A 26,346-nucleotide genomic window follows, 5' to 3' on the forward strand; every position below is an offset into this window, starting at 1 on the left:
ATGTGAGTGCACGTTCCACAGTCCGAAGGACAGTGAAGTGGCGCAGGGTCATCGCGGCCGCGACGGCCGGCGTGATGCTGGCCGTGGTGGTCGGCAGTGAGGTCGTCTCGGCCGCACCGCTGGCCGAGGATCACCGGTCCACGGCCACGATGCTGCGACACGGCCTCGACGATCTGCACGGCCTCGGCGTATCCGGGGCACAGGGCCTGGTCCGCGACGGGAACCGGGTGACGGTGGCCCGCAGCGGCGTGGCCGACCTGGACGCCGGCGCGTCGATGCCGGGCGACGGGTACTTCCGGATCGGCAGCGAAACGAAGACGTTCGTGTCGGTGGTGCTGCTCCAGCTCGTCGGCGAGGCCCGGATCGCGCTCGACGACCCGATCGAACGCTGGCTACCCGGTGTTGTCGACGGCAACGGCAACGATGGCCGGCACGTCACCGTACGCCAGATACTGCAGCAGACCAGCGGCCTCTACGACGCCATCAACGACCTCGCAGTGCTGCGGTCGGCCGATGAGTTCCGGGCGCACCGCCTCGACCACTACACCGAGGCGCGACTCGTCGCGATCGCGATGGCACACCCGCCGCTGTTCGAGGCCGGCACGCACTGGAGCTACTCGAACACCAACTACATTCTGGCCGGGATGCTCATCGAACGGGTCACCGGACACCACTGGTACGCCGAGGTCCGGTCCCGGATCCTGGGACCGCTGCACCTGACCCACACGTTCTACCCCGGCGACCGGCCCACCCTGCCCGCACCGCACAGCGAGGTCTACCAGCAGTTCGCGCCCGGCGGGCCCTTGGTCAACGCGACCGTCTTCAACCCGACGGTGGCGGCCTCCGCGGGCGGCCTGGTCAGCACCACCTCCGACCTGGCCCGCTTCTGGCAGGCGGTGGCGGGCGGCCAGCTACTGCGGCCGGGACAGGCGGCCGAGATGCGGCAGACCGTGCTGGCCGAAGCGATGCAGGACATCCGGCCCGGCATCGCCTACGGGCTGGGCATCATGTGGATACCCAACCGGTGCGGCGGCTACTGGGCGCACTTCGGCGACATGCCCGGAGTCAGCACCCTCAACGCGGTCACCCCGGACGGGCACCGCTCGGCCGTCTTCTACGTGGCCACCACGCTGGCCGACCCCGACCGGGGGCCGGCGGTCATGCAACGGGAGCTGACACTGCTCGACGACCTGAGCTGCGGCTGACGGCATAGACAAACGGCGTTTCGAGGTACGCCGGGCGGGAGCGCGGTCACGAAATGGAGACCCGCTGGAGGAGATCCCGCTCCGTCAGCGCGGCGAGCGCGTCCACGAACGCGACGGCGAAGCTCCCGGGCCCGGTCGCCTGCCGTGCGGCCAGTTCGGCGGCGACCGAGTACGCGGCGAGCGCGGCCACTGTCGTGGCGAACCGGTCCTCGTCGACCGCCGCGAAAGCGGCCATCACCCCCGCCAGCGCGCAGCCGCCACCGGTCACCTGGGTAATCATGGCGTCCCCGTTGGCGATCCGCGACTCGCGCTCCCCGTCGGTGACGAAGTCGACGGGCCCGGAGACGGCGACCACGCCGCCCGTTCTCCGGGCGAGTGTGCGCGCCGACTCCGCGGCGGCCTCGACGCTGTCGGCGGACCCGTCGGCGCCAGCACCCGCGAGCACGGCGATCCCGGACGGCTTTCCGCGGATCATCGGCGGGCGCAGCTCGAGGAGCTGCTGTGCGAGCGCGGTGCGCACCGGCAGGCGGCCGATCGCCACCGGATCGAGTACCCACGGCGTACCGGCGGAATTGGCCGCCTGGGCCGCCTCGATCATCGCGGTCCGCTGCTCCGCGTACGGCGTCCCGAGGTTGATCACGACACCGGAGGCGCCTCCGGCGGCGAGCGGTCCGGCCTCGTCAGGAATGTCGACCATGGCCGGTTGCCCGCCGACCGCGTACAGGACGTTCGCGGTGAAGTTGGTGACCACGACGTTGATCAGGCATTGGACGAGCGGGGTCTGCTCCCTCACCCGGGCCAGGGCCTGCGGGACGAATGCGGCATGGTCAGTAGACGTCGCGGACATGGACGCTCGCTTCCGACGGAGACCACAACAGTAGCCAATCGATGACAGAAAGTGACGGAAGCGCGCCGACCCTGCGAGGTACTCGACCTCCATCCGCGGGTGGAGTCCGGCGTGCCGGTGGACCCGCGGGTGTCTTCAGAGTCGGGCCCGATGACGGTCTGGACGAGTCGTCCGGACCGTCTTCCGATGGATGGTGCGCGTCATGGACTTGCGTTGATCCCGAAAGCTGACGTATCGACAATTCGATCGGCTCGCTCGCGGGTGCCATCAGCACTGAAGAACTCGTCCTCCTCCCGCATCCACTGCTTCCACAGATCCTCCTTGCCGGGGAAGCGGGTGTCCCTGGCCATACCGCGGGCCAGCCTGGTTTCCGCGGGAGCCTCTACCCAGATCGCGTACGCCACGCGGCCGATCGTTTCTCGACGGGTGCAGGTGACGCCCTCGAAGATGATGGTCGGAGACCATTGTTGGGTCTTCCAACCGCCGAGAGTCGATCCATACCAGTCGGTCCAATCTCTGGCCTGGTAGGTCGCATCCCGGCCGGCCAGGAGCGGCGACAGGACCTGCTCGTCGAAACGCGGCCACCAACCGGCAAAGCAGTCCCACGAGACGAAGTCATCGATCTCGATGATGGGCGCCGCCAGAAGACGTGACAGGCGAGCCGCGAGGAAGCTCTTCCCCGCTCCGCTCCGGCCGTCAACGCCGACGATCCGAATGCCGTTGATCGGCGCACGTTCGGAAATGGATACGGCCATCTGCTCAGCAACATCGGAGCCCGGCGTCACCTTGGGTCTCACGCGCCCATTTTAGACGCGTCAGTTCGGGCGCCCAGCACTGATCACCTGGCGCCCGCCAACCGGCGGCGCTCGTTCTTCGCCGTGTCCAGGGAGCCGTGGCCGTCCGCGATAAGAGTTCGCGCCGCGACAACGTCCGCATCCATTCGAAGCCGCCACGCCGAGCGCTAGCTCGTAGCCTGGCGATCTCGGATCCGCCCGGACGGCGGCTCTGCCTCGCCGAGGCGCTGAATTGTCGAGTCTTCGGGCTGTCCTGTCCGAGGGTGTGCCGGGGACGACCCCGCCGCTGTGCACAGCAGCCGGGCCGGTCCACAATACAGAGACCCCACCTTGACGCACCGCCACGGATCCCTGTTCCAGATAGACCCTCCTTGACCGCTGCGGCTGGGCCATCCCAAACGATCATGTCGCGAACTTGTGCGACATGAGGTCGCAACCGCACTGGACAGTGAGGTGACCACCAAGATCGGGTAGGTCGTGCGCCTCAGTCGCGCACACCCTGCTGGTGCCTATCGGAGCAATTGCGTGCTGAAGAAAATAGTCATCAAGGACTACAAGGTGTTTCGCGACAACGACGTTGGTAAGTCGAATCGAATTGGCGTCGCCCTTGTTTCGGTCTCGCCGACTCCAAGGGTTGGCTGGCGTCTCGGCGCACTTCAACCTCGGCAGCATCCTGGCCGGGCTCACCTCCCGTGTCGTCGGTGGCGAGCTCCTGGTGTGGGACGCCGCCCTGGAGCGGTGAAGCTTCACACTGCTCTGGCGTCGCGCGGCTGACGGCCGCGGGAGGCAGCTTGGAGGAGGGGACCGGCTCGGTTCTCGGCGGCCCGCGGCTCGTAGGCGCGGATAGGGCGCTTGGTGACTCTTGACGTGGCTAACGTTGTTAGCCTACGGTTTGGCTAACAACGTTAGCCGACGTAGGGAGAGGCCATGACGACCACCAGCACGACGACGCCGACGACGCCGTCCCGGCCGCGAGCCGGTCGCGATCGGGCCGCCAGGGTCCTGTTGGGTCTGGCCGCCGTCGGCGCCGCCGGTGCGGCACTGACCGCGGCCGGCACGGTCCTGGACGCCGATGGCGCGACCACGGTCGTGGAGACCTGGCGGGCCTACGGGCTGGTGGTGTTCACGGGCCTGTTCGTGTTGCTGGCGATCTCGCCCCGCGGCTACCGGGGCGTGTGGGAGCTGGTGATCTTCCACAAGGTCGCGATGACGGTGACCGCCCTGCTCTACGCCGCGCACGGCGGGATCGCCGATACCGCGGCGATCATCGGCTGGGACGGCAGCGTCTCGGTGCTGCTGGTCGGCGCCTACGTGCTGGCTCGCGGCTGGACGGCGGCGCCGAACTGGCGCCGCGACCCGCGGCCGGCCCGGTGAGGACCCCTCCGGCCGGTGCCAGGCGGCCTGCGAGGCGGCCGTGAACCGCCGCGAGCAGATGATCGACGTGGCCGAGCGAATCCTCGAACGCGAGGGCCCGGACGCGGTCACCATGCGCCGAGTGGCTGACGAACTGCGGATCCAGGCACCCTCGCTCTACAAGCACATCTCCGGCAAGGCCGAGATCGAAACCGCGTTGCAGCAGCGTGCCCTGGAAAGGCTCGGTGCCGCCCTGGCCGCGGCTGGCAGCGACCTGGCCACGCTCGCTGCCGCTTACCGGCGGTGGGCGCTGGCGCACCCGAGGCTCTACGAGCTCAGCGCCCGCCATTCCTTGGATCGCAGCCGACTCGCCTCCGGTGTCGAGGCCGCCGCGGCCGCGCCACTGCTCGAGATCACCGGCGGCAACGTCGCCGCCGCCCGAGCCCTGTGGGGCGTGGCGCACGGCCTGGTCGACCTCGAACTGGCCAACCGATTCCCGCCCGACGCCGACCTCGATGCGGCGTGGGAACACGCCGTCTCCGCGTTCGCGATCTACTGCACACCACGACCCGACGGCGCTGCGCTGGTCGAGCGGGGGAGCGGGTAGCCCTACCGCAGGGGAGACCGGCCCACGAGCGCCGTCGCGAGGGTGCGGATCACTTCGGCCTCGGCCTGGTCGGGGGTGCTCTCAGGCGGGGCGTGTTCGGTGATGGCGGCCCCGACCACGTCGTCGACGGCGGACAGCAGGGCGGCCAGGCGGTCCGGATCGACACCGGACGGCTCGGGATAGCCGACCGAACCGAACGCGCGCGGGTCGAGCACGTCGAGGTCGACGTGCACGTAGACCGGGCCGGCCAGGCCCTCGACCGCGCGCTCGAGGTCGTCGACGCCGACGGCGCGGATGCCGGACCGCGCGAGGTAGTCGAGTTCGGTCGGGCCACCCGCCCGGCGGCCGGCGATGACCACCTGCTCGGGGCGCAGCGGCTCGGCCGGAACCAGAGCGGCCGGGCCGTCGCCCAGCAGGGTGCGCAGCACCATCCCGTGGAACGAGCCGGACGGCAACGTGTCCGGCGTGTAGAGGTCGGGGTGGGCGTCGAACCAGAGCACCGTGAGGTCGTCGCCGTAGCGGGCGCGGGCGGCGGCGATCGGGGCCAGGTCGACGCCGCACTCGCCGCCCGCGGTGACCACCAGCCCGTCGAGGCCGGCGAGCGCCTGCCGGGTCAGTTCGAGGTTGGCCACCAGCACGTCCAGCGCGCGTACGCCCTGGTCGAAAAGCCCTGGATCGTCGCGGACGGGCACCGTGACCACCGCGTCGACCGGGACCAGCGCCGCGGTCCGGCGGGCGCCGGCGGCCAGCCGGCGGGCGTTCTCCGCCTGCGAACCCTGCCATTGCGGCACACAGAGCGCCGTCGTCGTCACTGTTGGGCACGCCACTCTTCGGCGAGCATGGCGAAGTCGAGCTCGGTGCTCCACTCGCCCTTGAAGAGTTCGTTGTGCACCAGACGGGCCTCCTGGCGCATGCCGAGGCGGCGCAGGACCTTGGCCGACGGCTCGTTGCGTTCGTCGATGCGGCCGATGATGCGGTGCAGGCCGAGTTCGTCGAAGCCGAGCCGGAGCATGGCGCGGGCCGCCTCGGTGGCGTAGCCGTTGCCCTCGTGTGACGGGTTGACCACATAGCCGATCTCGCCGCCCAGGTGGGCCCGGCTGTGGAAGAACAGCACCACGTCGCCGACCAGCTCGCCCGTCTCGGCCAGCTCGATGCCGAGGGTCAGGGCCTGGCCCTCGTCGGTCAGCTCGGTGGTGGCCCAGTGGGTGGCGAGCCGCTCGGCGATGACGTCTTTGTCCATCGGTTCGAACGGGACGTAGCGGCAGACGTCGGGCAGGCTCCGGTAGGCGAGCAGGGCGTCGGTGTCGGCGGCGGTCAGCGGGCGCAGGAGCAGGCGCTCGGTTCGGACCGGATAAGAGGGGCGCACGCCGCCCATGGTGCCCTACGGCAGGCGCCACACCGAAGTGCGTTTCGTGGTGACGCTTTCCAGCGCCATCGTCGTGGGCACCTCGTAGGTCGCCACCTCGGTGCCCGCCGCACCGGGGCGGAACGCCCGGCCCGGGTCGCCGGCGTAGGCGTCGGCGCCGGCCTTGCGGGCCCGCCGCAGGAACGCGAACATCCGGGTCGCGAACTGCTGGCTGTAGAAGACGTCACCGGCCAGCACGACGTCGGCGTCGGCCGGGCCGTCGAGGATGTCGGCCCGCTCGGCCGTCACCGTGACCCCGTTGGCCGCCGCGTTGGCGCCGACCGCGGCGATCGCCAGCGGGTCGATGTCGACCGCGCGCACCGCGGCCGCGCCGGCCCGGGCCGCGGCGATCGCCACCAGGCCCGAGCCGCAGGCCACGTCGAGCACCCGGCGGCCGGCCACCACCGACGGGTTGTCGAGCACGTAGCGGGCCAGCGCCTGGCCGCCGGCCCACGCGAACGCCCAGAACGGCGGTGGCTGCTCGCTGCGGAACTCGCCCTCGGTCAGCTCCCACAGCCCGATCGGCTCGTCGGCCTGGTGCAGCGTGATCTCGGGCGTCAGCGGCACCGGGGCCAGCCGGGCGTGCAGCTTGACGAACGCGTCGACGAGGTCGGTCATCAGTTGATGTCTTCCGCCCAGGCGCGCCAGTCGTCGAGCACGCCGTAGAGAGTCGGGGTCAGCCAGCCGGGGGCGGAGCGGCCGAAGACACCGGGCTCCATCCCGCCTGCGCCGTCGGGCAGCACACCGACCAGGCTGTCGACCAGGTCGGTCAGGTTCGACCAGTGCACCAGCTCCGGCTCGGCCGGCCAGGCGCCGAGCACCACGCCGGCCGTGACCGCCCGGCGGGACAGCGCCTCCAGGGTGAGCGCGATGTGGTTGAGCGTGCCGCGGCCGGCGCGCGCCACCACCACGGCCGGCGCGCCCAGCGACACGGCGAGGTCGGCCACCGTCCACGGCTCGCCCGACGGGCGCAGGCCCATCGGCACGAGCAGGCCGCCGGCGCCCTCGATCAGCACCACGTCGTGTTTCTCGGCCTCCGCGCGCACGACGTCGACGACGGTGTAGAGCTCGAGCGGCTCGACCGAGGCGATCCGGGCGGCGGTCAGCGGCGCCAGCGGTTCGGGATAGGTCGCCAGGTTACGCACCGTCTCCGGTGCCGCGAGCAACCGCACGATGTCCACGTCGGAGGGTTCGCCGGTCTGCGCGGGCTTGACCACCGCCACCCGCATGCCGGCCGCCTGCGCCGCGACGGCGATCGCCGCGGTCGCGATGGTCTTGCCGACCCCGGCGTCGGTGCCGGTGACCAGAACCGGCCCGGTCCACGCGTCGCTCACGGCGGGAACTCCACCACAACCGGCCGGGCCCGGTCAAAGTCGTTCACCTAGTCGATCAGGTCTTCGGCCAACAGGTCGAGCAGGATGCCGTCGTGGAAGGTGCCGTCGGGACCGCGCTCGTAGCGGCGCAGCACACCGACCCGGCGGAAACCGACCCGCTCGTACACGCGGATCGCGGCCGTGTTGGCCGCCGCGGGATCGATCACCAGGCGGTGGTGGCCAACGGTGTGGATCAGGTGCTTGGCCATCGTGCGGACCGCGTCGGTGCCGATGCCCTTGCCGTGCACGGTGGGCTCGAGATAGATGTCCATGCCCGCGTGCCGGTACATCGGGTCGGCTTCCTCGTAGGTCTGCACGGCGCCGACCAGGCGGCCGTCGACCTCGACGACGAACGTGCGGTCGAGGTCGTCGGCCACCGCGGCCGGGTAGTCCTCTTCCTCACCCCACCAGAGCGTGACCTCGGGAGCCGAGCGGATCAGCGCCAGCGCTGCGATGTCGGCGTCGGTCGCCGGGCGGAGGACCACCTGCGCGCCAGTCAACGTCGTCATTCTTGGAAGGCTAATCCGCGGGTACGCGACAGCGCGCCGGATTTATGCCCGACTGGGCCCGGTGGGTCATTGTCAGCCACACACTGGTACCAGCGCCTTTGGCCTTTCGGCCGGGGGCCCGCGTGTTTTCCGGCATTAAACTCGGTGCTGTCCGTGGAGCCGCGCGCGACTACGCGCAGCGGAGGACACGAGGGGGCGGATGTGGGCGCATCCGCCCCCTTTTTTATGTGCGTAAATACATCGCGGGCGCGCTGCCGAACCGGCAGCACGCCCGCGATGAGGGCCCCTTCCCGCCGTCCCACGGGAAGGGACCCGGACCCATCCCCTACCCCCGGCGTCCGGTGGACGCCGAAGCCTTGAGCGTCACGTGCGTGACGCCTGATCTCGCAGTGGCACCGTCACGCTCGCGACCGCGCCGTCGCGCTGCACGGGCACCGCGTGCCCGAGGCGCCGAAGCGTGCGCTCCATTCCCGGGTTGTCGACACCCGTGTGCGCCAGCACCGCCGCACAGCCGAGCCGTTCGGCCCGGGCCAGGGCCCGGCGGACCAGCGCGGTGCCGATGCCCCTGCGCTGCCAGCCGTCTTCGACGACCACCGCCAGTTCCGCGAGTGAGCCTTCCACGACCAGGTTGGCCATCGCGACGACGGTATGCGCGGAGGTGATTCCCGGCACCGTCGCCAGCAGCGTGCGGACCCGCGCCGGGTCGAGCAGCCGGGCCAGTTGGGCCGGCTCCGGCACCTTCACGTAGCGCCGGCCACGGGTGCCCGGCGAGCAGCGCTCGTGCATCGCCAGCAGGGCCGCCAGGTCGTCGGGCAGGGCGGGCCGGAGCACGACCTCCGCACCGTCGGGCAGCAACAGCGTGGCGGCGTCGGTCGAGGCGGTCGCCGCCACGTCGACCAGTGCCTGGGCCCGCGCGTACTCGGCGGGGGTGAATTCAGGAGCCACCCGGCGTACGTCGTAGCGGCCACCGGTCGGGTCCGGCAGGGCCATCGCGTCGGCGCGCATCCCCGCTCGGGTCGGTGAGTCCGGTCGCCAGGTGACCTCGTCGGCGTCGAGCAGGGCGCGCAGCGCGTCGCCGAGCGCGTCCGGGTCGCGGACCAGCCGGGCGGCCAGGCCGAGCGCCCGGGTCGGCTGGTCGGCCAGGCCCTCCGCCTCGGCCGGCGCGATCCAGCTGTCGCGGCCGCGGCCGCGCTCGACCGCCGTCCGCAGGTCGGCCTCTGTCATCGTGTGCGGCGCGTCGACCAGGAAGTCGTCGACCGCGCCGGCCTCGGTGGTGTGCACCTGGACGGCCAGGATGTTGACCGCCTTGAGCGCCAGGCTCGCGGTCAGGACGGAGAGGAAGCCCGGACGGTCGTCGACCGTCGCGCGGATCCGCCAGAGAGTCATGCCGTCCCCCTTCCTTTCGCTAGCGGGACTCAGGCCGCCGGGACCGGCGGCGCTGTGACGAGGTCGAGCCGGTCGCCGAGGATCACCGCGGCGGCGCGCACGAGTTGCGCCATCCGGTCGACCTCGCTGACGTGGAAGGCGGCGGCCGGCAGGTCGTCCTCGCCCTCGCCGCGGGCGACCACCAGCACCAGCCCGGCCCGGCCGAACGGCGCGGCCGCGTACCGGATGCCGTCGGTGCTCTCCAGGGGTCTGGCCCGCAGCGGCGTGACCTCGGGGAGCCGCAGCGGTGTGGGTGCCCGCCAACTCGCGGTGGCGACCGCGGGGGCCGAACCGGCCCGGGCCGCCCAGTCGGCGGAAACCACCGCGGCCGCCGCCCAGTCCGCGGCCAGCAGCCCCGGTATCGCGTCGACCAGCGTGGCCAGGCCGTCGGCGGGGTTGGCGGCGAGCTGGCCGAGCAGCTCCGCGTCGTGGCCGCTGGTGGTGGGCGCGCCGATCGCCCGCCAGACGCCGTCGACGTGCACGCCCGGGATCGCACCGAGCCCGGCCCGCAGCCGCTCCAGCCGGTTGCTGCCCGGCCAAACGACGGTGAAGTCGTCGACGGCCCGGCCACCCAGCCGTTCCAGCACGACCACCTGGACGATGTCGGCACCGGCGACGCCGAGCGTGCGCGCCACCTGACCGAGCGCCCCGGGCCGGTCGGGAAGGGTAACCCGAACCCGTAACAACATCCCCGTCTCCCTCGCTCGCGTTGGCAACAGCCTGCCGGATGACCATTTCGCCCCTGTTGCCGTGCCATGTCTGCCCAGGAACAAGCTTGGCTTGACACCGTGAACCGCGTGCCCTCAACTGTTCAGATGACTGAGGAGGGGCCGGCTGGGCTCGATCTGCATAGTCTGTCCGGCTACCTGGGCGTCCCGGTGTCCGCCATGTTGATTCCCGGTGGCCGCTCCAACCTCACCTACCACGTGGTTGCCGGCGGCGAAGACCTCGTGCTGCGCCGCCCCCCGCTGGGCCACGTGCTGGCCACCGCACACGACATGGGCCGCGAGTTCCGGGTCATCTCGGCTCTGGCGCCGACGCCCGTACCCGTGCCGGAGACGATCCGTTTCTGCTCTGACGACTCGGTGATCGGCGCGCCGTTCTATCTCATGCGCCGGGTCGACGGCGCGGTCATGCGCAGCACCACGCAGACCGACCCGCTCGGCGCCGACCGCCGCCGCGAGTTGGCCTTCGCCATGATGGACACGCTCGCCGCGCTGCACGCCGTCAAGCCCGACGAGGTCGGCCTCGGCGACTTCGGCCGGCCCGACGGTTTCGTCGCCCGGCAGGTCAAGCGCTGGAGCGGCCAACTCGACAAGTCGCGCAGCCGGCCGCTGCCCGAGGTCGACGAGCTGCGCGACCGGCTGGCGGCGACCATTCCTGCCCCGGTCGGCCCCGGCACCGTGGTGCACGGCGACTACCGGCTCGACAACCTGATCGTCGCGCCCGACGGCAGCGAGATCCGTGCGGTGCTCGACTGGGAGATGGCCACCCTGGGCGACCCGCTCACCGACCTCGGGCTGCTGATGACCTACTGGGACGTGCTCGGCGGTCCCGAGGCGGCCGGCGCGGCCGGGGTGGTCACCGACGGGATCGGCCCGCGGGCCGGGTTCCCGACCGGCGCCGAGCTGATCGACCGATACGTGGCCAGCGGCGGCGTCGACGTCGGCCCGCTCGACTGGCACGTGGCGCTCGGCTGTTTCAAGCTGGCCGTGATCGCCGAAGGGATCTACTACCGATACACGCTCGGCCAGACCGTTGGCGAGGGCTTCGAGCGGTTCGCCGACATGGCCGGGCCGCTCACCGCGCACGGCCTGGCCGCACTCGCACCCGTGGAGGGCTGATGGACTTCGGCTTCGACCAGCGCACCGGCGAACTGCACGAGGCGGTCAACGACTTCCTCACCGAACAGGTGTATCCGGCCGAACCGGTCTTCACGGCCCAGATGGAGCGGGCCGAGAACCCGTGGACCCGCCCGCCGGTGATCGACGAGCTCAAGGCCGAGGCCCGCCGGCGCGGGCTGTGGAACCTGTTCCTGCCGGGCGCGCACGGTGCCGGGCTGACCAACCTGCAGTACGCCCCGCTGGCCGAGCTGCTGGGCCGCAGCCCGCACCTGGCGCCCGAGGCCCTCAACTGCGCCGCGCCCGACACCGGCAACATGGAGTTGCTGGCCGAGTTCGGCTCGCCGGAGCAGCAGGCCCGCTGGCTCTCCCCGCTGCTCGAGGGCACCATCCGCTCGGCGTTCTGCATGACCGAGCCCGACGTGGCCTCGTCCGACGCGACCAACATCGCGACCACCATCCGCCGCGACGGCGACGACTACGTGATCGACGGTCGCAAGTGGTGGTCGTCGGGCGCGATGGACCCGCGCTGCGAGATCTTCATCGTGATGGGCAAGACCGACCCGTCGGCCGAGCGTCACAAGCAGCAGAGCATGATCCTGGTGCCGCGCGACACGCCGGGCGTCACCGTCCTGCGCGGCATGACCGTCTTCGGCTTCACCGACGGCTCCCACGGCGGGCACGCCGAGATCACATTCGACGGTGTACGCGTACCCGCGTCGAATTTGATCGCCGCCGAAGGCGACGGTTTCGGCATCGCGCAGGCGCGGCTCGGCCCGGGCCGGATCCACCACTGCATGCGGCTGATCGGCATGGCCGAGCGGGCCCTGGAGTTGCTGTGCGCCCGCACCGCGTCGCGCGCGGCATTCGGCAAGCCGCTGTCGGAGCAGGGCGTGGTGCGCGACTGGATCGCCGAGTCGCGGGTCCGGATCGAGCAGGCCCGGCTGCTGGTGCTCAAGACCGCCTGGCTAATGGACACGGTCGGCAACAAGGGCGCACACACCGAGATCCAGGCCATCAAGATCGCCACTCCGTCGATGGCCGAGTGGGTCATCGACAAGGCCATCCAGGCACACGGCGCGGCCGGCGTCAGCCAGGACACCCCCTTGGCGGCGCTGTGGACCTCGGCCCGCACGCTGCGCCTGGCCGACGGCCCCGACGAGGTCCACCGGGCCTCGCTGGCTCGCCGCGAACTGCGGAAGTGGTCGCTGAACTGACTCGCCCGTACTGCCGCGGTATGGCCAGCCTGGCCACCGACCCGGCCGCGGGGCCGCCTTGATGATCACTTACTTGACGGTCGCGGTGGTCGGTTTCGCGTCGGCGTTCCAGCCCTTCCTGCCGGCGGAGGCATACCTGCTGGGCGTCACCGCCACCACCGGCGCGGTGCCGGTGCTGGCCGGCCTGGCCGCGGCCGTGGGACAGACAGGCGGCAAGGCGGTCGTCTTCCTGGCCAGCCGCGGCCTGGTGCGCTGGTCCTACCTGCGCCGCTTGGTAGACCGCCCACCCCCGGCGAAGCCCAGGTCGCCTTTCCGCCGGCGAATGACGGCCCTGATCGCCCTGCTCGACCAACCGCGCTGGTCCGCCGCTCTACTCCTGCTGAGCGCGGTCGTCGGCATCCCCCCACTGATCGCGACAACGATCTACGCCGCCCGCACCCCGATGCCCCTGCCCATCTTCGCGGTGTTGACGCTGACCGGCCGCTCAGTCCGTTTCATCGTCCTCGCCCTGGCGCCAGGCCTGCTCATGACCTAGCCCCTGGACGTGTGCTCGAGCCCTCGACCCGGGATCATGGTGACGCAGATATGCCGGCCCGGATCGGCGCACGCCGACCACTAGGTCACCCGCCCCTCTCGTGGCCGTGGCGGTGTCCTTGGGCGCGACCCCAGGCTTCTCGCGGTGTGGCCGCAGTGGTTCGGGTCGGGCCGCAGTCCCGCGCTCTGGTGGTGGCGCGTTTGGTGTCGGGGCGCGGCCACCGCTGTCACGGTGAGGTGGCGCGCTTCGCGTAGGGCCAGGCTCCAGTGCTCGGCGCGATGTGGTGGTGGGTTTGGGCGGGCCGCGGTCCTTGCTTTCGCGGTGTTGTGGGGCGGGCTTCGCGTCGCGCCAGGCTTCAGTGCTCGGCGCGGTGTGGTGGTGGGTTTGGGCGGGCTGCGGTATCCGGGGCTTTCGCGGTGTTGTGGGGCGGGCTTCGCGTAGGGCCAGGCTCCAGTGCTCGGCGCGATGTGGTGGTGGATTTGGGCGGGCCGCGGTCCCGCACTCTCGCGGGGTAGTGCTGGCGGGCCTCGGGTCGGGCAGTGCTGCGTGCTTCGCTCGCTCGATCGGGCGCTGTAGTGACGAAATCGGTGACTGGCCCGGAGTCGGAGCGCGGTGTCGGTGCCTCGGACAGGTCGGCCGGCGTGTGTCGGGCCAAGCGGTACCGCCGAGGGAGTCAGAGCCGCCGAACCGGATGGTGCCGCGCGTCATCTCCGCTTGGGCGTGATGGCGCGCCAGCCTGCCTGATCGTTGCGTTGGCGGCAGAGTCGACGGCGTGGTCGGCGCGCGGCGTTGCGGGCCGTGTCAGGTGGGCCAGCGCGTGCCGGCCAAGCCGAGGCCGGTGGCCCGCGCGGGAATCGTCCGGTGGCGATCGGCGATCTCGACATGGGCCGCAACAGGGCGTTGGGGTGGTGATGGCTTGGACCACCTGGTCGCAGAGGCGTGGCGCCGGAGTCGCTAGCGTGCCTTGGCGTCGGCGGGCGCGGTGTCGCGGGGCCGGCGACGGGCGGCCAGCGGGCCAGGCCAAGGCGAAGGAGGGTGGCCCGCTCAGGGGGTCCTCGGGAGCGATCGGCAATTCGCCGCTGGCGGCCTGCGCGCGGTTGGCGTGGAGGTGCGCTTCGCGTCGGGCTGGGGTGGTGCGCTTTGCGTCCGGCTGTTGTGGTGCGCTTGGGCCTTGACGATGCACGCCCGCCGATGACGGATTCCTTATTGGGCACCAGCGAAATTCCCGTTGCCGCGCGAGTATGCGTTTTTGGTCGGCGCGGTTGTGTGTCCGCCGCTATGCGTATTCTTGTCTGACGAGGTGCTTCCTTTGTAGGCGGTCCAGAATGATCGACCGTATTGTTGGTGCCGGAAGCGGCGTCGTGAGGGGCCGGGAATTCCGAGGCTTCGGGAAGGCGCGTTGATTGGTCGGGCGGCATCTGTGCCGCTGAGCCAGACGATGACGGCAGCATCGGGTCGATTCCGCCGGTGGTCACCGGGCCGCGTGCGCGGCGCAGGCGCTCGGCGTGGCGATGGGACAAGCCCCAGGCGCGATGGCGCGCATGCTCGCGGCGGAACGCTTCACCCGCGGGCGAATAACTGCGGGAGGCGGTGCGATCGCGCATCGCGGCCAGCTCTGTGGTGGTGAACAATTGAAGCTGCCGCATGCATCAATTGTCTCCTGTTCTCGCCGATATTTCCGCCCCTCGATGGCCTTCGATAATGCAATCTGCGGCTTCGAAATGGACCGATGGCCGGCTCATGCGCTCGATGCGTAAGCGCACAAGAACAACCATGCGTGCGTTGATCGTCAGCAGAGTCAGCAGAGTCGGCATAGCAGGCGGAGCCAGCGGAGCCAGCGGGCGAGCAAGGCCACCGGGCCGGCAGAGCCGCCGGGAGGGCGGGGCCACCGGGCCAGCGGGCCGGCGGGGCCGGCGGGCCGGTGGGCCGGCGGGCCGGCGGGGCCGGCGGGCCGGCGGGGCCGGCGGGCCGGCGGGGCCAGCGGGCGGCCGGGGCCAGCGGGCGGCCGGGGCCAGCGGGGTGAGTGGGGTGAGCTGGCGAACTGGCGAGACGAGAGCGCGAGCCGACCGGCCCCGGGCGGGCCCGCCATCAGCAAACAGCTACTCGCCCGCGGCGCGAGGGCGGATGAGCCGGATGCCGTTGACCGGGGCGCGGACCATCGAGATCAGGGCCGCCGGGGCCTCGTCTAGGGTCAGGTCGTCGGTGACCAGGTCGTCGGGGCGTAGGCGGCCTGCCTCGATCAACCGCAGCATTTCCGGGAACGCGTGTGCCGGTAGGCCGTGGCTGCCGCGCAGTTCCAGTTCGTAAGCGATCACCCGGTCCATCGGCAGCGCCGGGCGGCCGGTCACTGCCGGCAGTAGGCCGACCTGGACGTGGCGGCCCCGGCGGCGCAGGGAATCGATCGACGTCACGCAGGTGACCGACGAACCCAGGGCGTCGAGCGACAGGTGTGCCCCGCCGCCCGTGCGGTCGCGGACCGCCGCCGCTACCTCGGCCGGGCCGCCGGAGATGGACGACGCGTCGAGGACCTCGGCCGCGCCGGCCAGGGCGGCCAACTCCAGCGCGCGCGGTGCGATGTCGACGGCGATCACCCGGGCGCCGGCCGCCGCGGCGACCATCACCGCTGACAGGCCGACGCCGCCGCAGCCGTGTACGGCCACCCACTCGCCGGGCGCGACCCGGCCCTGGTGCACCACCGCGCGGAAGGCGGTGCCGAAGCGGCAGCCGAGGCTGACGGCCGCGGTGTCGGTAACCGAGTCGGGGAGCCTGACCAGGTTGACGTCGGCGTGCTCGACCGCGACCAGCTCGGCGAACGAGCCCCACCGGGTGAAGCCCGGCTGGCTCTGGTTCTCGCAGACCTGCTGGTCGCCGGCCAGGCAGCTCGGGCAGTGGCCGCACGCGCAGATGAACGGCACGGTGACCCGGTCGCCGGGGCGCCAGCGGGCGACGCCGGCGCCGACCGCGGTGACCACGCCGGCGAACTCGTGGCCGGGCACGTGTGGCACGACGATGTCGGGGTCGTGGCCGCGCCAGCCGTGCCAGTCGCTGCGGCACAGCCCGGTCACCGACACGCTGATCACGGCGCCGCCGGGTGGTGGTGTCGGGTCGGGCAGCTCGCGAACCTCGGGCGGCGACCCGAAAGCCTCGTAGTAGACGGCGCGCACGCGGTCAGGTTACGCCTGGCCGGTCCAGCCCGGGTCACGACCAAAGGCGGCGATCAACCGGTCCTGCATACGGGCATCCGCCGGCACCTCGACAGCCGCGGCGATCGCGCCACCGGCCCGGTAGGCGTCCTCGTTGGCCGGGAACCAGACGGCCACCTCGTCGACGACGGCCTCGTCGAGATCGCGGTCGGCGTCGATCGCGGCGGCCAGGTCCCAACCGTGCACCAGGTGGTCGGCGAGCAGTTGCCGCACGTACTCCGGTGCCGGTGTCGTGCCGAACGACAGCTCCACCGTCCGCTCCAGGGCGCCCGGTGCGCTCACCGCCGCGACGGCCTCGGCCAGCGCGTCCCGGGTCGCGGCGACCGGGTCGTCGCCGAGCAGGTCGCCCTCGAACCGGTTGCCGACCGAGCCCAGGCTGGCGCCGTTGATCAGCGGCACCGTCCAGCGGTCCTCGTACACGATGTGGTTGACCAGCTCCCGCACGCTCCAGGCCTGACACGGCGTTGGCCGCGACCACTGATCGGCGCCGACCCGCGTGACCAGGTCGCCGAACCCGCCGAGCGCGCGCCGGTAGGCCGCCAGAAGCTCCATAACGCCGATTGTGCTCCCGCACGGGCGGCCGGCGACGCGGATCGCGCCAACTCAGGGCCGCAACGCGCCGCGGAACACCCACGCCAGCAGCGCGCCGAGCGCGACCACACCGACCGCGCAGGCACCCGCGATCGTCAGGCCGCCGGCCCGGCCCAGCACCGGCGACAGCGCCGTGCCGGCCAGCGCCGAGCCCGCCGCGAAACCCAGGTAGACGGAGGTGTTGGCCCAGGTGAACGCCTCGGCCCGGGTGGTGTCCGGTGAGAGTTGGGCGACCAGGGTGAACTCGACCGTGGTGGTCGGCGCGATGAACAGGCCCGCGAAGAGCAGCAGCACGCCGAGCGTCCAGAGGTTCTGCTGCAGCAGGATCACGCCGAAGCCGACTACGTTGCCGAGCATCAGGATCCCGTACTGCCGCCAGGGCGGGGTGTGGAACGACCGGCCGGCGTACCAGAGGCCGCCGGCGATCGAACCGATGCTCCACACCGCGATCAGGATGCCGGCCTGGTCGGCGTGCCCCTCGAAGGCCGCGTGGGCGGGAATCGCGACCTCCATGACGCCGTACGCGACCGAAGCCAGCCCGGCGACCGCCAGCACGACCAGCATCCCGGCGGAGCGGACCGGGCTGACCCGCCGTTGCCGGGCCGGGGGAGCGGGCCAGCCGCGGCGGACCGGCGGCGCCGTCGCGAGGCCCACCGACCCGGCGGCGGTGACCACGGCGGCCACGATCGTCGCGGCGTACGCGTCAGCCAGCGCGGTGATCAGCCCGACCACCAGCGGGCCGACCACATAGGTCAGCTCGACCGCGATCGCGTCCAGCGCGTACGCCGTCCGCACCTGCCCCGGCGCGATCCGCGGCAGCACCGCCCGGGTGACCGGGTCGGTCGGCGGGTTGACCGCACCGGCCGCCCCGGCCAGCACGACCGCCGCCCACGACGGCACGCCGGCCTTCAGCGCCGCGACGAGGCCGACCAGCAGCGCGGCCTGCGCCAGCCCGCACCAGACCAGCACGCCGACCGCGCGACCCCCGTCGGCCAACCGGCCAATCACCGGGCCGACCGCCGCGGTCAGCGCCGAGTTGGCCGCGGTCGCCAGCCCGGCGGCGCCGTACGACCCGGTGCCGGCCGCGACGACCAGCACGAACAGCAGCGTCAGCATGCCGATCGGCAGCCGGCCGACCAGCGAGGGCAGGGCGACCCGCAGGACTCCGGGCGTGCGCAGCAGGACGCCGTAGCGGCGCAGCGCCTCGGGCACCTCCGCTCAGCCGGCGAGGTTGCGCAGTTGGAGCAGTTCGTCGACGGTGGTGTCGAGCAGGTCGCCCGGGTGGTCGCGGAGGATCCGCGGGGTAGCGAGCAGCGTGTCCTGCCGGCCGGGCGGCCCGGCGAGCACCGGCCACAGGCCGACGTTGGCGCAGCTCTCCACGGCTTCCGCGGCCCAGCCCGGCGGGTCGACCATCGACACGAACGAGCCGCCGTCGATCGACAGGATGAGGTGGCTGGATACCAGGGCGGTGGTCAGCGCGACCTCGTCGCCGTCGCCGCCGGCCCTGGTGCGGTTTTCCACCCAGACCCGCAGCCGCCGGGCCGGGCGGGCCGCGGGCACCGGCTGGGCGCTGACGTTGACCATGGCGCACAGCGGCCGCCGGTGGCGGACCACCTGGCCGACCAGCGCGCCGTGGTGGTCGTGCACCTCGTCGCGGTCGAAGCCGCCCGGCACCCGCACGGTGTGCCGGGCCGGGCCGCCGCGCAGGCTCGCGTCGTCGACCTCGAAGAGGATCTCGTGTTCGACCGCCTCGTCGCAGGTGGCGAGCGGGCCGCCGTCGACGTCGAGGGAGCCGACCGGCTTGAACCGGCCGCGTTCGGGCAGCCAGCGGTAGACGACCCGGCGCTGCACCTGCAGGAACCGCAGCAGCACGCAGAGCCGGAAGCCGTCGCGGGCCTCGACCAGGCATTCGGTCTGCGCGGTGGCGGAGAGCGACTCGTTGGCGGCCGCGACGTCGGCCGGCATCAACACGCCGAACTGCCATCGGCTCGGGTCGCGATGGCCGGCCGCGCGGTAGGGACGGAGCACCGGTCCCGCGCACAGGACGGTGTCGGCTATGGTCCGCGCCGCATCGATGTTCATGAGCGCTGCTGCACCTCGGCTTCTTTGCTGGGCCTGAACGGGACGGCGGATCCCACGGGGCAGCGCGTGGCGTTGACAGTCGGTGGAGCTTGGGTCAAAAGCGATCATGTCGACCGTTTTGGTCAGCATAAGCCCGTTGCGGCGCATCGCTCAAGACCGCTGTTCCGTGTCCGACCGACGGCCGTTCACCCGCACGGATGACCAGCACGGTGACCGGTTGCGGCAGTCTGCGATCCGGCGAAAACTAGGTCGTCCCGCCGAGGTCCGTTGTGGAAGGCGGCGATTGCCGTGAGCGCGCCGGACGATCTGTCGAGCGACCGCACCGCCGAGCGTCAGTGGATCTGCGCCCGCCGGATCCGCGAGCGCCGTCGCCAGCTCGACCTGACCCAGGCCGATCTGGCCACCCTGCTGACCCGGCGCGGGCTGCTGCTGACCAACCGCACGGTGAGCGCGATGGAGAACGGCCGCCGGCTCGACCTGGGCAAGCTGCCCGATCTCGCGGCGGTGCTGACCTGCTCGGTGACCTACCTGCTGGGGATGACGCGCGACCCGGCGCGCTGGGAGCCCGACGACTGGCAGCCGGTCACAGGATGACCACCTGGCGGGTGGTGGCGCCGGTGGCCAGCGCGTCGAAGCCCTCGTTGATCTCGTCGAGCTTCAGCCGGCCGCCGAGCAGCAGGTCCGCCGGTAGCGACCCGGCCAGGTAGAGAGCGACATACCGGGGGATGTCGCGACGCGGCACCGCACCGCCCAGATAGGAACCGCGCAGCGTGCGCTCCTCGGCGACCAGCGAGACGGCCGGGATCGACAGCAGCTGGCGCGGGTCGGGGAGGCCGACCGTGACCGTGGTGCCGCCGCGCCGGGTGGCGGCGTAGGCGGCGGCCAGCACGGCCGCGCTGCCGACCGCCTCGATCGCGACGTCGGCGCCGCCGCCGGTCAGGTCGCGGACCGCCTCCGTCGTGCCGGGGCCGCCGTCGAGCGTGTGGGTCGCACCCGCCGAACGGGCCACCGGGTGTTTGGCCAGCACCGGGTCGACCGCGACGATCGGATGGCAGCCGGCCACCCGGGCACCCATCACGGCGGCGAGCCCGACGCCACCGAGGCCGAAGACGACCGCGGCGGTCCCCGGCTGGGGCCGGGCGGTGTTGACCACCGCACCCACGCCGGTCAACAGGGCACAACCGAAGAGCGCGGCCCGGTCGAGCGGTACGGACGGGTCGACCGGCACCAGCGACTCCGCGGCCACGACCGTGTGTTCGCTGAATGCCGAGACGCCCAGGTGCTGGTGCACCTCACGACCGGAGCGCCGGAACGGCCGGTGGCCGCGCAGCAGCGTGCCCGCGGTGTTGGCGGCCGCGCCCGGCTCACAGAGCGCCGGCCGGCCCGACTGGCACGGCGGGCAGTTTCCACAGGCCGGCACGAACGCGCAGACCACGTGGTCGTCGGGGCGCAGGCCGCGGACGCCCGGGCCGACCTCGACGACCACGCCGGCCGCTTCGTGGCCGAGCACCATGGGCAGCGGCCGCGGCCGGGAGCCGTCGATGACCGACAGGTCCGAGTGGCACAGCCCGGCGGCACCGACGCGGATGAGCACCTCGCCGGCCCCGGGCGGGCGCAGGTCGACCTCGCCCACGGTCAGGGGGCGGCTGTCGCCGTAGGGCGGCCGTCGCCCACTTTCCTCGAGGACCGCCGCTCTGGTCGTGATCACCTAGGGCACCGCCAGGATGGAATGAGATTTCACGTGGACGCTAGGCAGGGCATCGTTCCATGTCAACAAGCAATGTGGACGGTGTAGGCAGCTCTTGACAGCGCGTCCCCCGGCCGCGAATGATCCCGGGTCACAAACATGAAACGTGGTTCCACGAACTGACTCGGTCGTGCTTCTCGATTGCCTGGGGGCAGCGATGCGCCGTGTGATACCCCTTCTCGCCATCGCCACGTTGCTGGCGGCCGCCGGCTGCGGCGGCGCAGACACCAAGTCCGGCGATGCCGGCGATGCCCGGTCCAAAACTCTCGTCTACGGGGTCAACCTCAAGTCCCAGGGTCCGTGGGACCCGCACGTCGGCGCGGTTGGCCTCGACCGCGTGGTCAACCGGGCCGCCTACGACACGCTGGTCGCCTACGCCGGCACCGACTACGCGAAGGTCGTACCCGATCTCGCCAAGGAATGGACCGTCTCGCCCGACGCGAAGACCTTCACCTTCAAACTCGACCCGGCCGCGAAGTTCGGCACCGGCCGCACCGTCACCGCCGAGGACGTGCGGTGGAGCTTCACCCGGCTGAAGAACCTCGCCGGCCCGCCGTCCTACCTGGCCGGCCCGATCGACACGGTCACCGCACCCGACCCGGCCACCGTGGTGGTCACGCTGAAGAGCCCGGACGTCTCGTTCCTGCGCCAATTCGTCGACGGCCACTTCTCGGTGCTCGACAAGGAGACCGCGACCGCGCACGGCGCCACGGACGCGGCTGACGCGGCCAAGACCGACACCGCCGGCAACTGGCTGGCCGCCAACAGCGTCGGCTCCGGGCCCTACCAGATCCAGTCCTGGGAGGCCGGATCCCGGCTGGTGCTGGTGCGCAACCCGAAGGCCTGGCGGCCGGCGAAATACCTCGACAAGATCATCCTGCAGGACGTGCCGACGCCGGACGCCCAGCTCGCGGCACTCAAGCGCGGTGAGATCGACCTGACCCAGCCGCTCGGCAAGAGCCTGCTGGAGCCACTGGGTTCGGAGAGCAAGCTGCAGGTCGCCGGCACACCCGGCCTCACCTGGTACCTGCTCGGCATGACCCGCAACGCGAAGCTCGACCCCAACCTCGCGAAGCAGCCCGTGCAGGAGGCGATCCACAAGGCGCTCGACTACCAGGGCATCGGCCAGTTGGCCGAGGGGCTGCAGCAGTGGTACGGCATGATCCCGCCGTTCATCCCCGGCGGCGTCGCCGAGCAGGACGCGCCGAAGCAGGACGTCGAGGGGGCCAGGCAGGCGCTGGCCCAGGCGGGGCTGGGCGGCGGCTTCGACACCGAACTGTGCACGACGACGTCGACCGACCAGCAGCCGTCGGCCCTCGACCTCGCCCAGAAGGTGCAGTCCGACCTCAAGAACGTCGGCATCCGGGTGAAGATCGACAGTCAGGAGAACTCGGCCTTCCTGACCAAGTACCGGGCGGCCGAATGCAAGATGGTGCTGACCATCGACGGGCCGGCGTTCCCGGATCCGTCGCACATCGTGCCCTACCTGCCCGACGGCGCCCGGGCGCTGCGGATGGGCTGGTCGGCCGCGAACCCGGGTTGGGACGGCGCCGCCTACTCGGCGGCGGCGAAGCAGGCCCTGACCACGACCGACGAGGCGAAGCGCGACCAGCTCTGGCACGACGTGGCGGTCGGCATGAACGCCAACGGCCCTTGGGTCGGGATCGCCTCGGTGCCGTACCAGTTCGCCGCGGACGCCCGGATCAAGGGCCTCGACCAGGCCACCAACCAGGTCACGTTGCTGGACGTCGCGGCGCTCACCCGTGACTGAAACCGTCGAACTCCGGCGCCCGCTTCGTCGCGGGCGCCGGGGGTCCGGCCGGGCCCGGTCGATCGGGCGCCGGCTGGTCACCCTGCCGTTCCTGCTGCTCGGCATGACCCTGCTGATGTTCCTGATCAGCCGGTTCCTCCCGGCCGACCCGGCGGTCGCGTTCCTCGGCAACAACGGCGCCGACAACCAGCAGGCGGTCGACGCCTTCAACGCGAAATACGGCCTGGACAAGCCGTTGTACGAGCAGTACTGGATCTACCTGGACCGGCTGCTGCACGGCGACCTGGGCACCTCGATCTCCACCGGTCGGCCGGTCTCCTCCGAGCTGGCCAGCGCGTTCCCGGCCACCATCGAGCTGGCCGGCGCGGCGCTGCTGCTCTCGCTGCTGCTCGGCATCCCGTTCGGGATCCTGGCGGCGGCCCGCCGGCGCTCGGTGCTCGACCGGCTGACCGGCGGCGTATCCATGCTCGGCGTCTCGATGCCGCCGTTCGTGCTGGCCCTGGTCGCCCTGCAGGTCCTCTACCTGCAGCTCGGCTGGGTGGCCGGCCCCGGCCGGCTCGACCCGTTCCTCGATCCACCCCCGACGGTCACCGGGCTGATGACCATCGATGCGCTGCTCGCCGGCCAGCCCGCGGTCGCCGGTGACGTGCTGCACCACCTGCTGCTGCCGGCCCTGGTGCTCGGGCTGATCCACGGCGCCTACTTCGCCCGCGTGGTGCGCTCCACGATGATCGACACGTTGGGCAGCGACTTCGTCCGCACCGCTCGCGGCAAGGGCCTGGCCGGCCCGGTCATCGTGGTCGGTCACGCGTTCCGGGTCGCCCTGGTGCCCACGCTGAGCCTGATCGGCCTGACCTTCGGCGAGCTGTTCGCCGGTGCCATCACGGTGGAGACGATCACCGGCTGGCCGGGCGTCGGCCGCTACATGTACAACGCGGCCACCAAGTTGGACTTTCCCGCGGTGATGGCCGGCACGCTGGTGATCGGGGCCGCGTACGTCGTGGTGAACCTGGTCGTCGACATCCTCTACGGCGTCGCCGACCCGCGGGTGGAGGCGTGATGAGCAGGAGTGCGACGGCGTCCCGGATCCGGCCGCACTCGGCGGCGCAGTGGGTGGGCGTGTCGATCATCGCGGCCTGGATCCTGCTCGCGGTCGTCGCGCCACTGATCAGCAGCGACCCGCTGGCCCAGACCACCTCCGACCGGCTGCAGGCGCCGAGCGGCGCCCACCTGTTCGGCACCGACCAACTCGGCCGCGACGTGTTCAGCCGGGTGCTGCACGGCGCCCGCGCCACGCTGCCGATCGGCGTCTGCATCGTGCTGCTCGCGACGCTGGTCGGCGTGCCGGCCGGGGCGCTGGCCGGGTTCGTCCGCGGCTGGGTCGACGAGGTCGTGATGCGCCTGGCCGACCTGCTGTTCGCCCTGCCGGCGCTGGTGCTCGCGCTCGCGATCGCGGCCGCGCTCGGGCCGAGCGTCAGCAGCGCGGTCATCGCGATCGCGGCTGTGATGTGGCCGCGCTATGCCCGCCTCACCCGCGGTCAGGTGCTCACCCTGCGGCAGCGCGAGTTCGTGCTCGCCGACCGGGCCACCGGCGCGAGCCCGGCCCAGGTGCTCTGGCAGACCGTGTTGCCCAACGCGGCGCCGGTGGTCTCCCTGGTCGCGGTGCTCGACCTGGGCACCGCGACGCTGGCCGGCGCGACGCTGAGCTTCCTCGGCCTCGGCGTCCAGCCGCCCACGCCGGAGTGGGGCGCGATGGTCTCGTCGGCCGTGCAGACGCCCGAGGCCTGGTGGACCAGCCTGTTCCCGGGGTTCGCCCTGGTCAGCTTCGTGATCGCGATCAACCTCTACGGCCAGGTCTTCGACCGGAAGGAGTTGGGCCGGTGAGCCTGCTCCGGATTGACGGCCTGTCCGTCGAGTTTCCCGGCGGCGTACGCGCCGCGCGGGAGGTCACTCTCGACGTGCGGGCCGGGGAGACGCTGGCGGTGGTCGGCGAGAGCGGCTCCGGCAAGAGTGTGACCGCGCTCGCGGTGCTCGGTCTGCTGCCGGAAACGGCGAAGGTGACGGCCGGCCGGATCGAGTTCGACGGCGTCGACCTCCTGCGCTGCCGGCCGCGGCGGCTCAACGAGCTGCGCGGCGGCGCGATCGCGATGGTCTACCAGGACCCGCTGACCGCGCTCAATCCGGTGCTGACGGTCGGCCGCCAGATCGAGGAGGCGCTGCGCCGCCACCTCGGGCTGGGTCGGCGGGCCGCCGCCGGCCGGGCGGCGGAGTTGCTCGACCTGGTCGGGATTCCGCAGCCCGGGCAACGGCTCAAGGACTATCCACACCAGTTCAGCGGCGGGATGCGGCAGCGGGTGGTGATCGCGATGGCGATCAGCTGCGACCCCCGGCTGATCATCGCGGACGAGCCGACCACCGCCCTCGACGTCACGATGCAGGCGCAGATCCTGCACCTGCTGCGCCGGCTGCGCGACGACCTCGGCACCAGCCTGATGCTGATCAGTCACGACGTCGGGGTCGTGGCCGGGCTGGCCGACCGGGTCGCCGTCATGTACGCGGGCCGGGTGGTGGAGCGGGGCAGCGCGGCCGAGGTGATCGGTGCGCCGAACCACCCGTACGGCCGCGGTCTGCTCGCTTCCGTGCCCAGGATCGACGCTGCCGCCCGCACCGGTTTCGCGGCCATCCCCGGCACCCCGCCGGACCCGGCGGCGCTCCCGGCCGGTTGTGCGTTCGCGCCGCGCTGCGGGCACGTCGTCGACCGGTGCCGGGCCGAGGATCCGCCGCTGCTCGACGCCGCCGGCGGCCGGCAGGTCGCCTGCTGGCGGCACGCCGAGGTAGCGGCCGCTGGAGGTGGCGCATGAGCGGGGCCCTGCTGGACGTGCGGTCGGCGACCGTGACCTACAAGACCCGGGCCGGCACGGTGACCGCCGTCGACGGCGTCGACCTGACGGTGCGCCGGGGCGAGATCCTGGCCCTGGTGGGCGAGAGCGGCTGCGGCAAGAGTTCGCTCGGCCGGGCCGTGCTCCGGCTGGAGCCGTTGCGGCACGGCAGCGTGCTGTTCGACGGCGTCGACCTGGCCACGCTGTCCGGTGCCCGGCTGCGGCAGGCCCGCCGCCGGCTCCAGATGGTCTTTCAGGACCCGCAGTCGTCGCTGGACCCGCGGCGCACGGTCGGCCAGATCGTCGAGCGTCCGCTGAAGGTGCACGGGATCGGCACCGTGGCGCAGCGCCGCGACAAGGTGGTGGCCACGCTCGACCTGGTCGGCCTGGGCAGCCGCTACCTCGACCGGCCGCCGGCCGCGCTCAGCGGCGGGCAGCGGCAGCGGGTGGGCATCGCCCGCGCCCTCGTGCTCGACCCGGACCTGCTGGTCTGCGACGAGCCGGTCAGCGCGCTCGACGTGTCGATCCAGGCCCAGATCCTGCAACTCCTGCTCGACCTGCGCGATCGGCTCGGCCTGGCCATGCTGTTCGTCGCCCACGATCTGGGCGTCGTGCGGCACCTGGCCGACCGGGTCGCGGTGATGTATCTCGGCCGGATCGTCGAGGGTGGACCGGTCGACGACATGTTCGCCCGGCCCCGGCACCCCTACACCCAGGCGCTGCTGGCCGCGGCGCCGGTGCCCGACGTGGCGGTGGAACGGGCCCGCAGCGTGCCGCTCGCGCTCGGCGACCTGCCCGATCCTCTGGCACCCCCGTCGGGCTGCCACTTCCGCACCCGCTGTCCACACCAGCGGCCGGTCTGCGCGCAGGCCTCGCCCGAGCTGGTCCAAGCCGGCCCGGTCGAGGTCGCCTGCCTGCGGCACGAGGACATCCCGGCCTTCAGCCCGGTGTGAGCCGTCCTC

At 72.1% G+C, this 26,346-nt stretch carries 26 protein-coding genes; 12 read left to right on the forward strand and 14 right to left on the reverse strand.

What is annotated here, in order from left to right; all coding sequences use genetic code 11:
- Positions 1 to 32 precede the first annotated feature (32 nt).
- Positions 33 to 1,205, forward strand: a complete 1,173-nt coding sequence (locus tag AB0J74_RS15660; RefSeq protein ID WP_363448447.1) for a serine hydrolase domain-containing protein — start codon at positions 33 to 35, stop codon at positions 1,203 to 1,205.
- Between the two features lie 46 nt (positions 1,206 to 1,251).
- Here the strand turns inward: AB0J74_RS15660 and thiM are convergent, their stop codons facing one another.
- Positions 1,252 to 2,052 carry a hydroxyethylthiazole kinase gene (thiM, locus tag AB0J74_RS15665; RefSeq protein WP_363448448.1) on the reverse strand — a complete coding sequence of 267 codons (801 nt, stop codon included), beginning with the start codon at positions 2,050 to 2,052 and terminating at the stop codon, positions 1,252 to 1,254.
- Between the two features lie 200 nt (positions 2,053 to 2,252).
- Complete coding sequence (locus AB0J74_RS15670; RefSeq protein WP_363448917.1) at positions 2,253 to 2,807, reverse strand: hypothetical protein; 555 nt, start codon at positions 2,805 to 2,807, stop codon at positions 2,253 to 2,255.
- A 966-nt stretch (positions 2,808 to 3,773) separates the two neighbouring features.
- Here AB0J74_RS15670 and AB0J74_RS15675 point away from each other — a divergent pair.
- Both AB0J74_RS15675 and AB0J74_RS15680 read left to right on the forward strand, forming a co-directional pair.
- Positions 3,774 to 4,220, forward strand: coding sequence for a hypothetical protein (locus AB0J74_RS15675; RefSeq protein ID WP_363448449.1), 447 nt, complete (start codon positions 3,774 to 3,776; stop codon positions 4,218 to 4,220).
- A gap of 40 nt (positions 4,221 to 4,260) precedes the next feature.
- On the forward strand, positions 4,261 to 4,806 hold the full coding sequence (locus AB0J74_RS15680; RefSeq protein ID WP_363448450.1) for a TetR/AcrR family transcriptional regulator: 546 nt from the start codon (positions 4,261 to 4,263) through the stop codon (positions 4,804 to 4,806).
- Between the two features lie 2 nt (positions 4,807 to 4,808).
- On the opposite strand, the gene AB0J74_RS15685 is transcribed toward AB0J74_RS15680, so the two are convergent.
- The 7 genes from AB0J74_RS15685 to AB0J74_RS15715 form a co-directional block, all read right to left on the reverse strand.
- Complete coding sequence (locus tag AB0J74_RS15685; RefSeq protein ID WP_363448451.1) at positions 4,809 to 5,618, reverse strand: arginase family protein; 810 nt, start codon at positions 5,616 to 5,618, stop codon at positions 4,809 to 4,811.
- Positions 5,615 to 6,181, reverse strand: coding sequence for a GNAT family protein (locus tag AB0J74_RS15690; RefSeq protein WP_363448452.1), 567 nt, complete (start codon positions 6,179 to 6,181; stop codon positions 5,615 to 5,617). Before AB0J74_RS15690 ends, AB0J74_RS15685 begins: the two co-directional genes overlap by 4 nt.
- 6 nt (positions 6,182 to 6,187) lie before the next feature.
- Positions 6,188 to 6,829, reverse strand: a complete 642-nt coding sequence (locus AB0J74_RS15695; protein WP_363448453.1) for a 50S ribosomal protein L11 methyltransferase — start codon at positions 6,827 to 6,829, stop codon at positions 6,188 to 6,190.
- The gene (gene bioD, locus AB0J74_RS15700) at positions 6,829 to 7,545 is read right to left on the reverse strand and encodes a dethiobiotin synthase (RefSeq protein ID WP_363448454.1); all 717 of its coding nucleotides are present in this window, start codon (positions 7,543 to 7,545) and stop codon (positions 6,829 to 6,831) included. The genes AB0J74_RS15695 and bioD overlap by 1 nt, the downstream gene beginning before the upstream one ends.
- Before the next feature lie 47 nt (positions 7,546 to 7,592).
- On the reverse strand, positions 7,593 to 8,093 hold the full coding sequence (locus AB0J74_RS15705) for a GNAT family protein (protein ID WP_363448455.1): 501 nt from the start codon (positions 8,091 to 8,093) through the stop codon (positions 7,593 to 7,595).
- Positions 8,094 to 8,456: 363 nt separating this feature from the next.
- Positions 8,457 to 9,479, reverse strand: a complete 1,023-nt coding sequence (locus AB0J74_RS15710) for a GNAT family N-acetyltransferase (RefSeq protein WP_363448456.1) — start codon at positions 9,477 to 9,479, stop codon at positions 8,457 to 8,459.
- 29 nt (positions 9,480 to 9,508) lie between these two features.
- Positions 9,509 to 10,207, reverse strand: a complete 699-nt coding sequence (locus tag AB0J74_RS15715) for an amino acid-binding protein (protein ID WP_363448457.1) — start codon at positions 10,205 to 10,207, stop codon at positions 9,509 to 9,511.
- A 126-nt stretch (positions 10,208 to 10,333) separates the two neighbouring features.
- Here AB0J74_RS15715 and AB0J74_RS15720 point away from each other — a divergent pair, with 126 nt between their 5' ends.
- The 3 genes from AB0J74_RS15720 to AB0J74_RS15730 all read left to right on the forward strand — a co-directional run bounded on the left by AB0J74_RS15720 (position 10,334) and on the right by AB0J74_RS15730 (position 13,111).
- On the forward strand, positions 10,334 to 11,362 hold the full coding sequence (locus AB0J74_RS15720; RefSeq protein ID WP_363448458.1) for a phosphotransferase family protein: 1,029 nt from the start codon (positions 10,334 to 10,336) through the stop codon (positions 11,360 to 11,362).
- Positions 11,362 to 12,576, forward strand: a complete 1,215-nt coding sequence (locus AB0J74_RS15725; RefSeq protein ID WP_363448459.1) for an acyl-CoA dehydrogenase family protein — start codon at positions 11,362 to 11,364, stop codon at positions 12,574 to 12,576. Before AB0J74_RS15720 ends, AB0J74_RS15725 begins: the two co-directional genes overlap by 1 nt.
- Before the next feature lie 61 nt (positions 12,577 to 12,637).
- The gene (locus AB0J74_RS15730; RefSeq protein WP_363448460.1) at positions 12,638 to 13,111 is read left to right on the forward strand and encodes a hypothetical protein; all 474 of its coding nucleotides are present in this window, start codon (positions 12,638 to 12,640) and stop codon (positions 13,109 to 13,111) included.
- A 2,099-nt stretch (positions 13,112 to 15,210) separates the two neighbouring features.
- On the opposite strand, the gene AB0J74_RS15735 is transcribed toward AB0J74_RS15730, so the two are convergent.
- The 4 genes from AB0J74_RS15735 to AB0J74_RS15750 are packed head-to-tail and all read right to left on the reverse strand — an operon-like array spanning position 15,211 to position 18,987.
- A complete protein-coding gene (locus tag AB0J74_RS15735; protein ID WP_363448461.1) occupies positions 15,211 to 16,275 on the reverse strand; it encodes a zinc-dependent alcohol dehydrogenase family protein in 1,065 nt (354 codons plus the stop codon).
- Positions 16,276 to 16,284: 9 nt separating this feature from the next.
- The gene (locus AB0J74_RS15740) at positions 16,285 to 16,866 is read right to left on the reverse strand and encodes a TIGR03086 family metal-binding protein (protein ID WP_363448462.1); all 582 of its coding nucleotides are present in this window, start codon (positions 16,864 to 16,866) and stop codon (positions 16,285 to 16,287) included.
- 51 nt (positions 16,867 to 16,917) lie between these two features.
- Entirely contained in the window at positions 16,918 to 18,117 is a 1,200-nt protein-coding gene (locus AB0J74_RS15745; RefSeq protein ID WP_363448463.1) for an MFS transporter, read from the reverse strand.
- 6 nt (positions 18,118 to 18,123) lie between these two features.
- Positions 18,124 to 18,987 (reverse strand): hypothetical protein, encoded by an 864-nt coding sequence (locus AB0J74_RS15750; RefSeq protein ID WP_363448464.1) that lies wholly within the window; start codon positions 18,985 to 18,987, stop codon positions 18,124 to 18,126.
- Positions 18,988 to 19,275: 288 nt separating this feature from the next.
- Between AB0J74_RS15750 and AB0J74_RS15755 the strand changes: the two genes are divergently transcribed.
- On the forward strand, positions 19,276 to 19,581 hold the full coding sequence (locus AB0J74_RS15755; RefSeq protein WP_363448465.1) for a helix-turn-helix domain-containing protein: 306 nt from the start codon (positions 19,276 to 19,278) through the stop codon (positions 19,579 to 19,581).
- Here the strand turns inward: AB0J74_RS15755 and AB0J74_RS15760 are convergent.
- Positions 19,571 to 20,695, reverse strand: a complete 1,125-nt coding sequence (locus AB0J74_RS15760; protein WP_363448466.1) for a zinc-binding dehydrogenase — start codon at positions 20,693 to 20,695, stop codon at positions 19,571 to 19,573. The two genes, AB0J74_RS15755 and AB0J74_RS15760, sit on opposite strands and share 11 nt — an antisense overlap.
- 205 nt (positions 20,696 to 20,900) lie before the next feature.
- Here AB0J74_RS15760 and AB0J74_RS15765 point away from each other — a divergent pair, with 205 nt between their 5' ends.
- From AB0J74_RS15765 to AB0J74_RS15785, 5 genes are read left to right on the forward strand one after another with little or no spacing between them, the layout of a single operon-like run.
- Positions 20,901 to 22,505: an ABC transporter substrate-binding protein gene (locus AB0J74_RS15765; protein WP_363448467.1), complete on the forward strand. Its 1,605-nt coding sequence runs from the start codon at positions 20,901 to 20,903 to the stop codon at positions 22,503 to 22,505.
- Positions 22,498 to 23,565, forward strand: coding sequence for an ABC transporter permease (locus tag AB0J74_RS15770; protein WP_363448468.1), 1,068 nt, complete (start codon positions 22,498 to 22,500; stop codon positions 23,563 to 23,565). Before AB0J74_RS15765 ends, AB0J74_RS15770 begins: the two co-directional genes overlap by 8 nt.
- The gene (locus tag AB0J74_RS15775; protein ID WP_363448469.1) at positions 23,565 to 24,389 is read left to right on the forward strand and encodes an ABC transporter permease; all 825 of its coding nucleotides are present in this window, start codon (positions 23,565 to 23,567) and stop codon (positions 24,387 to 24,389) included. Before AB0J74_RS15770 ends, AB0J74_RS15775 begins: the two co-directional genes overlap by 1 nt.
- Positions 24,386 to 25,366: an ABC transporter ATP-binding protein gene (locus tag AB0J74_RS15780; protein WP_363448470.1), complete on the forward strand. Its 981-nt coding sequence runs from the start codon at positions 24,386 to 24,388 to the stop codon at positions 25,364 to 25,366. Before AB0J74_RS15775 ends, AB0J74_RS15780 begins: the two co-directional genes overlap by 4 nt.
- Positions 25,363 to 26,337 (forward strand): oligopeptide/dipeptide ABC transporter ATP-binding protein, encoded by a 975-nt coding sequence (locus AB0J74_RS15785; RefSeq protein ID WP_363448471.1) that lies wholly within the window; start codon positions 25,363 to 25,365, stop codon positions 26,335 to 26,337. Before AB0J74_RS15780 ends, AB0J74_RS15785 begins: the two co-directional genes overlap by 4 nt.
- Positions 26,338 to 26,346: the final 9 nt, after the last annotated feature.

It is taken from the genome of Asanoa sp. NPDC049573, assembly GCF_040676615.1.
GTDB lineage: Bacteria > Actinomycetota > Actinomycetes > Mycobacteriales > Micromonosporaceae > Asanoa.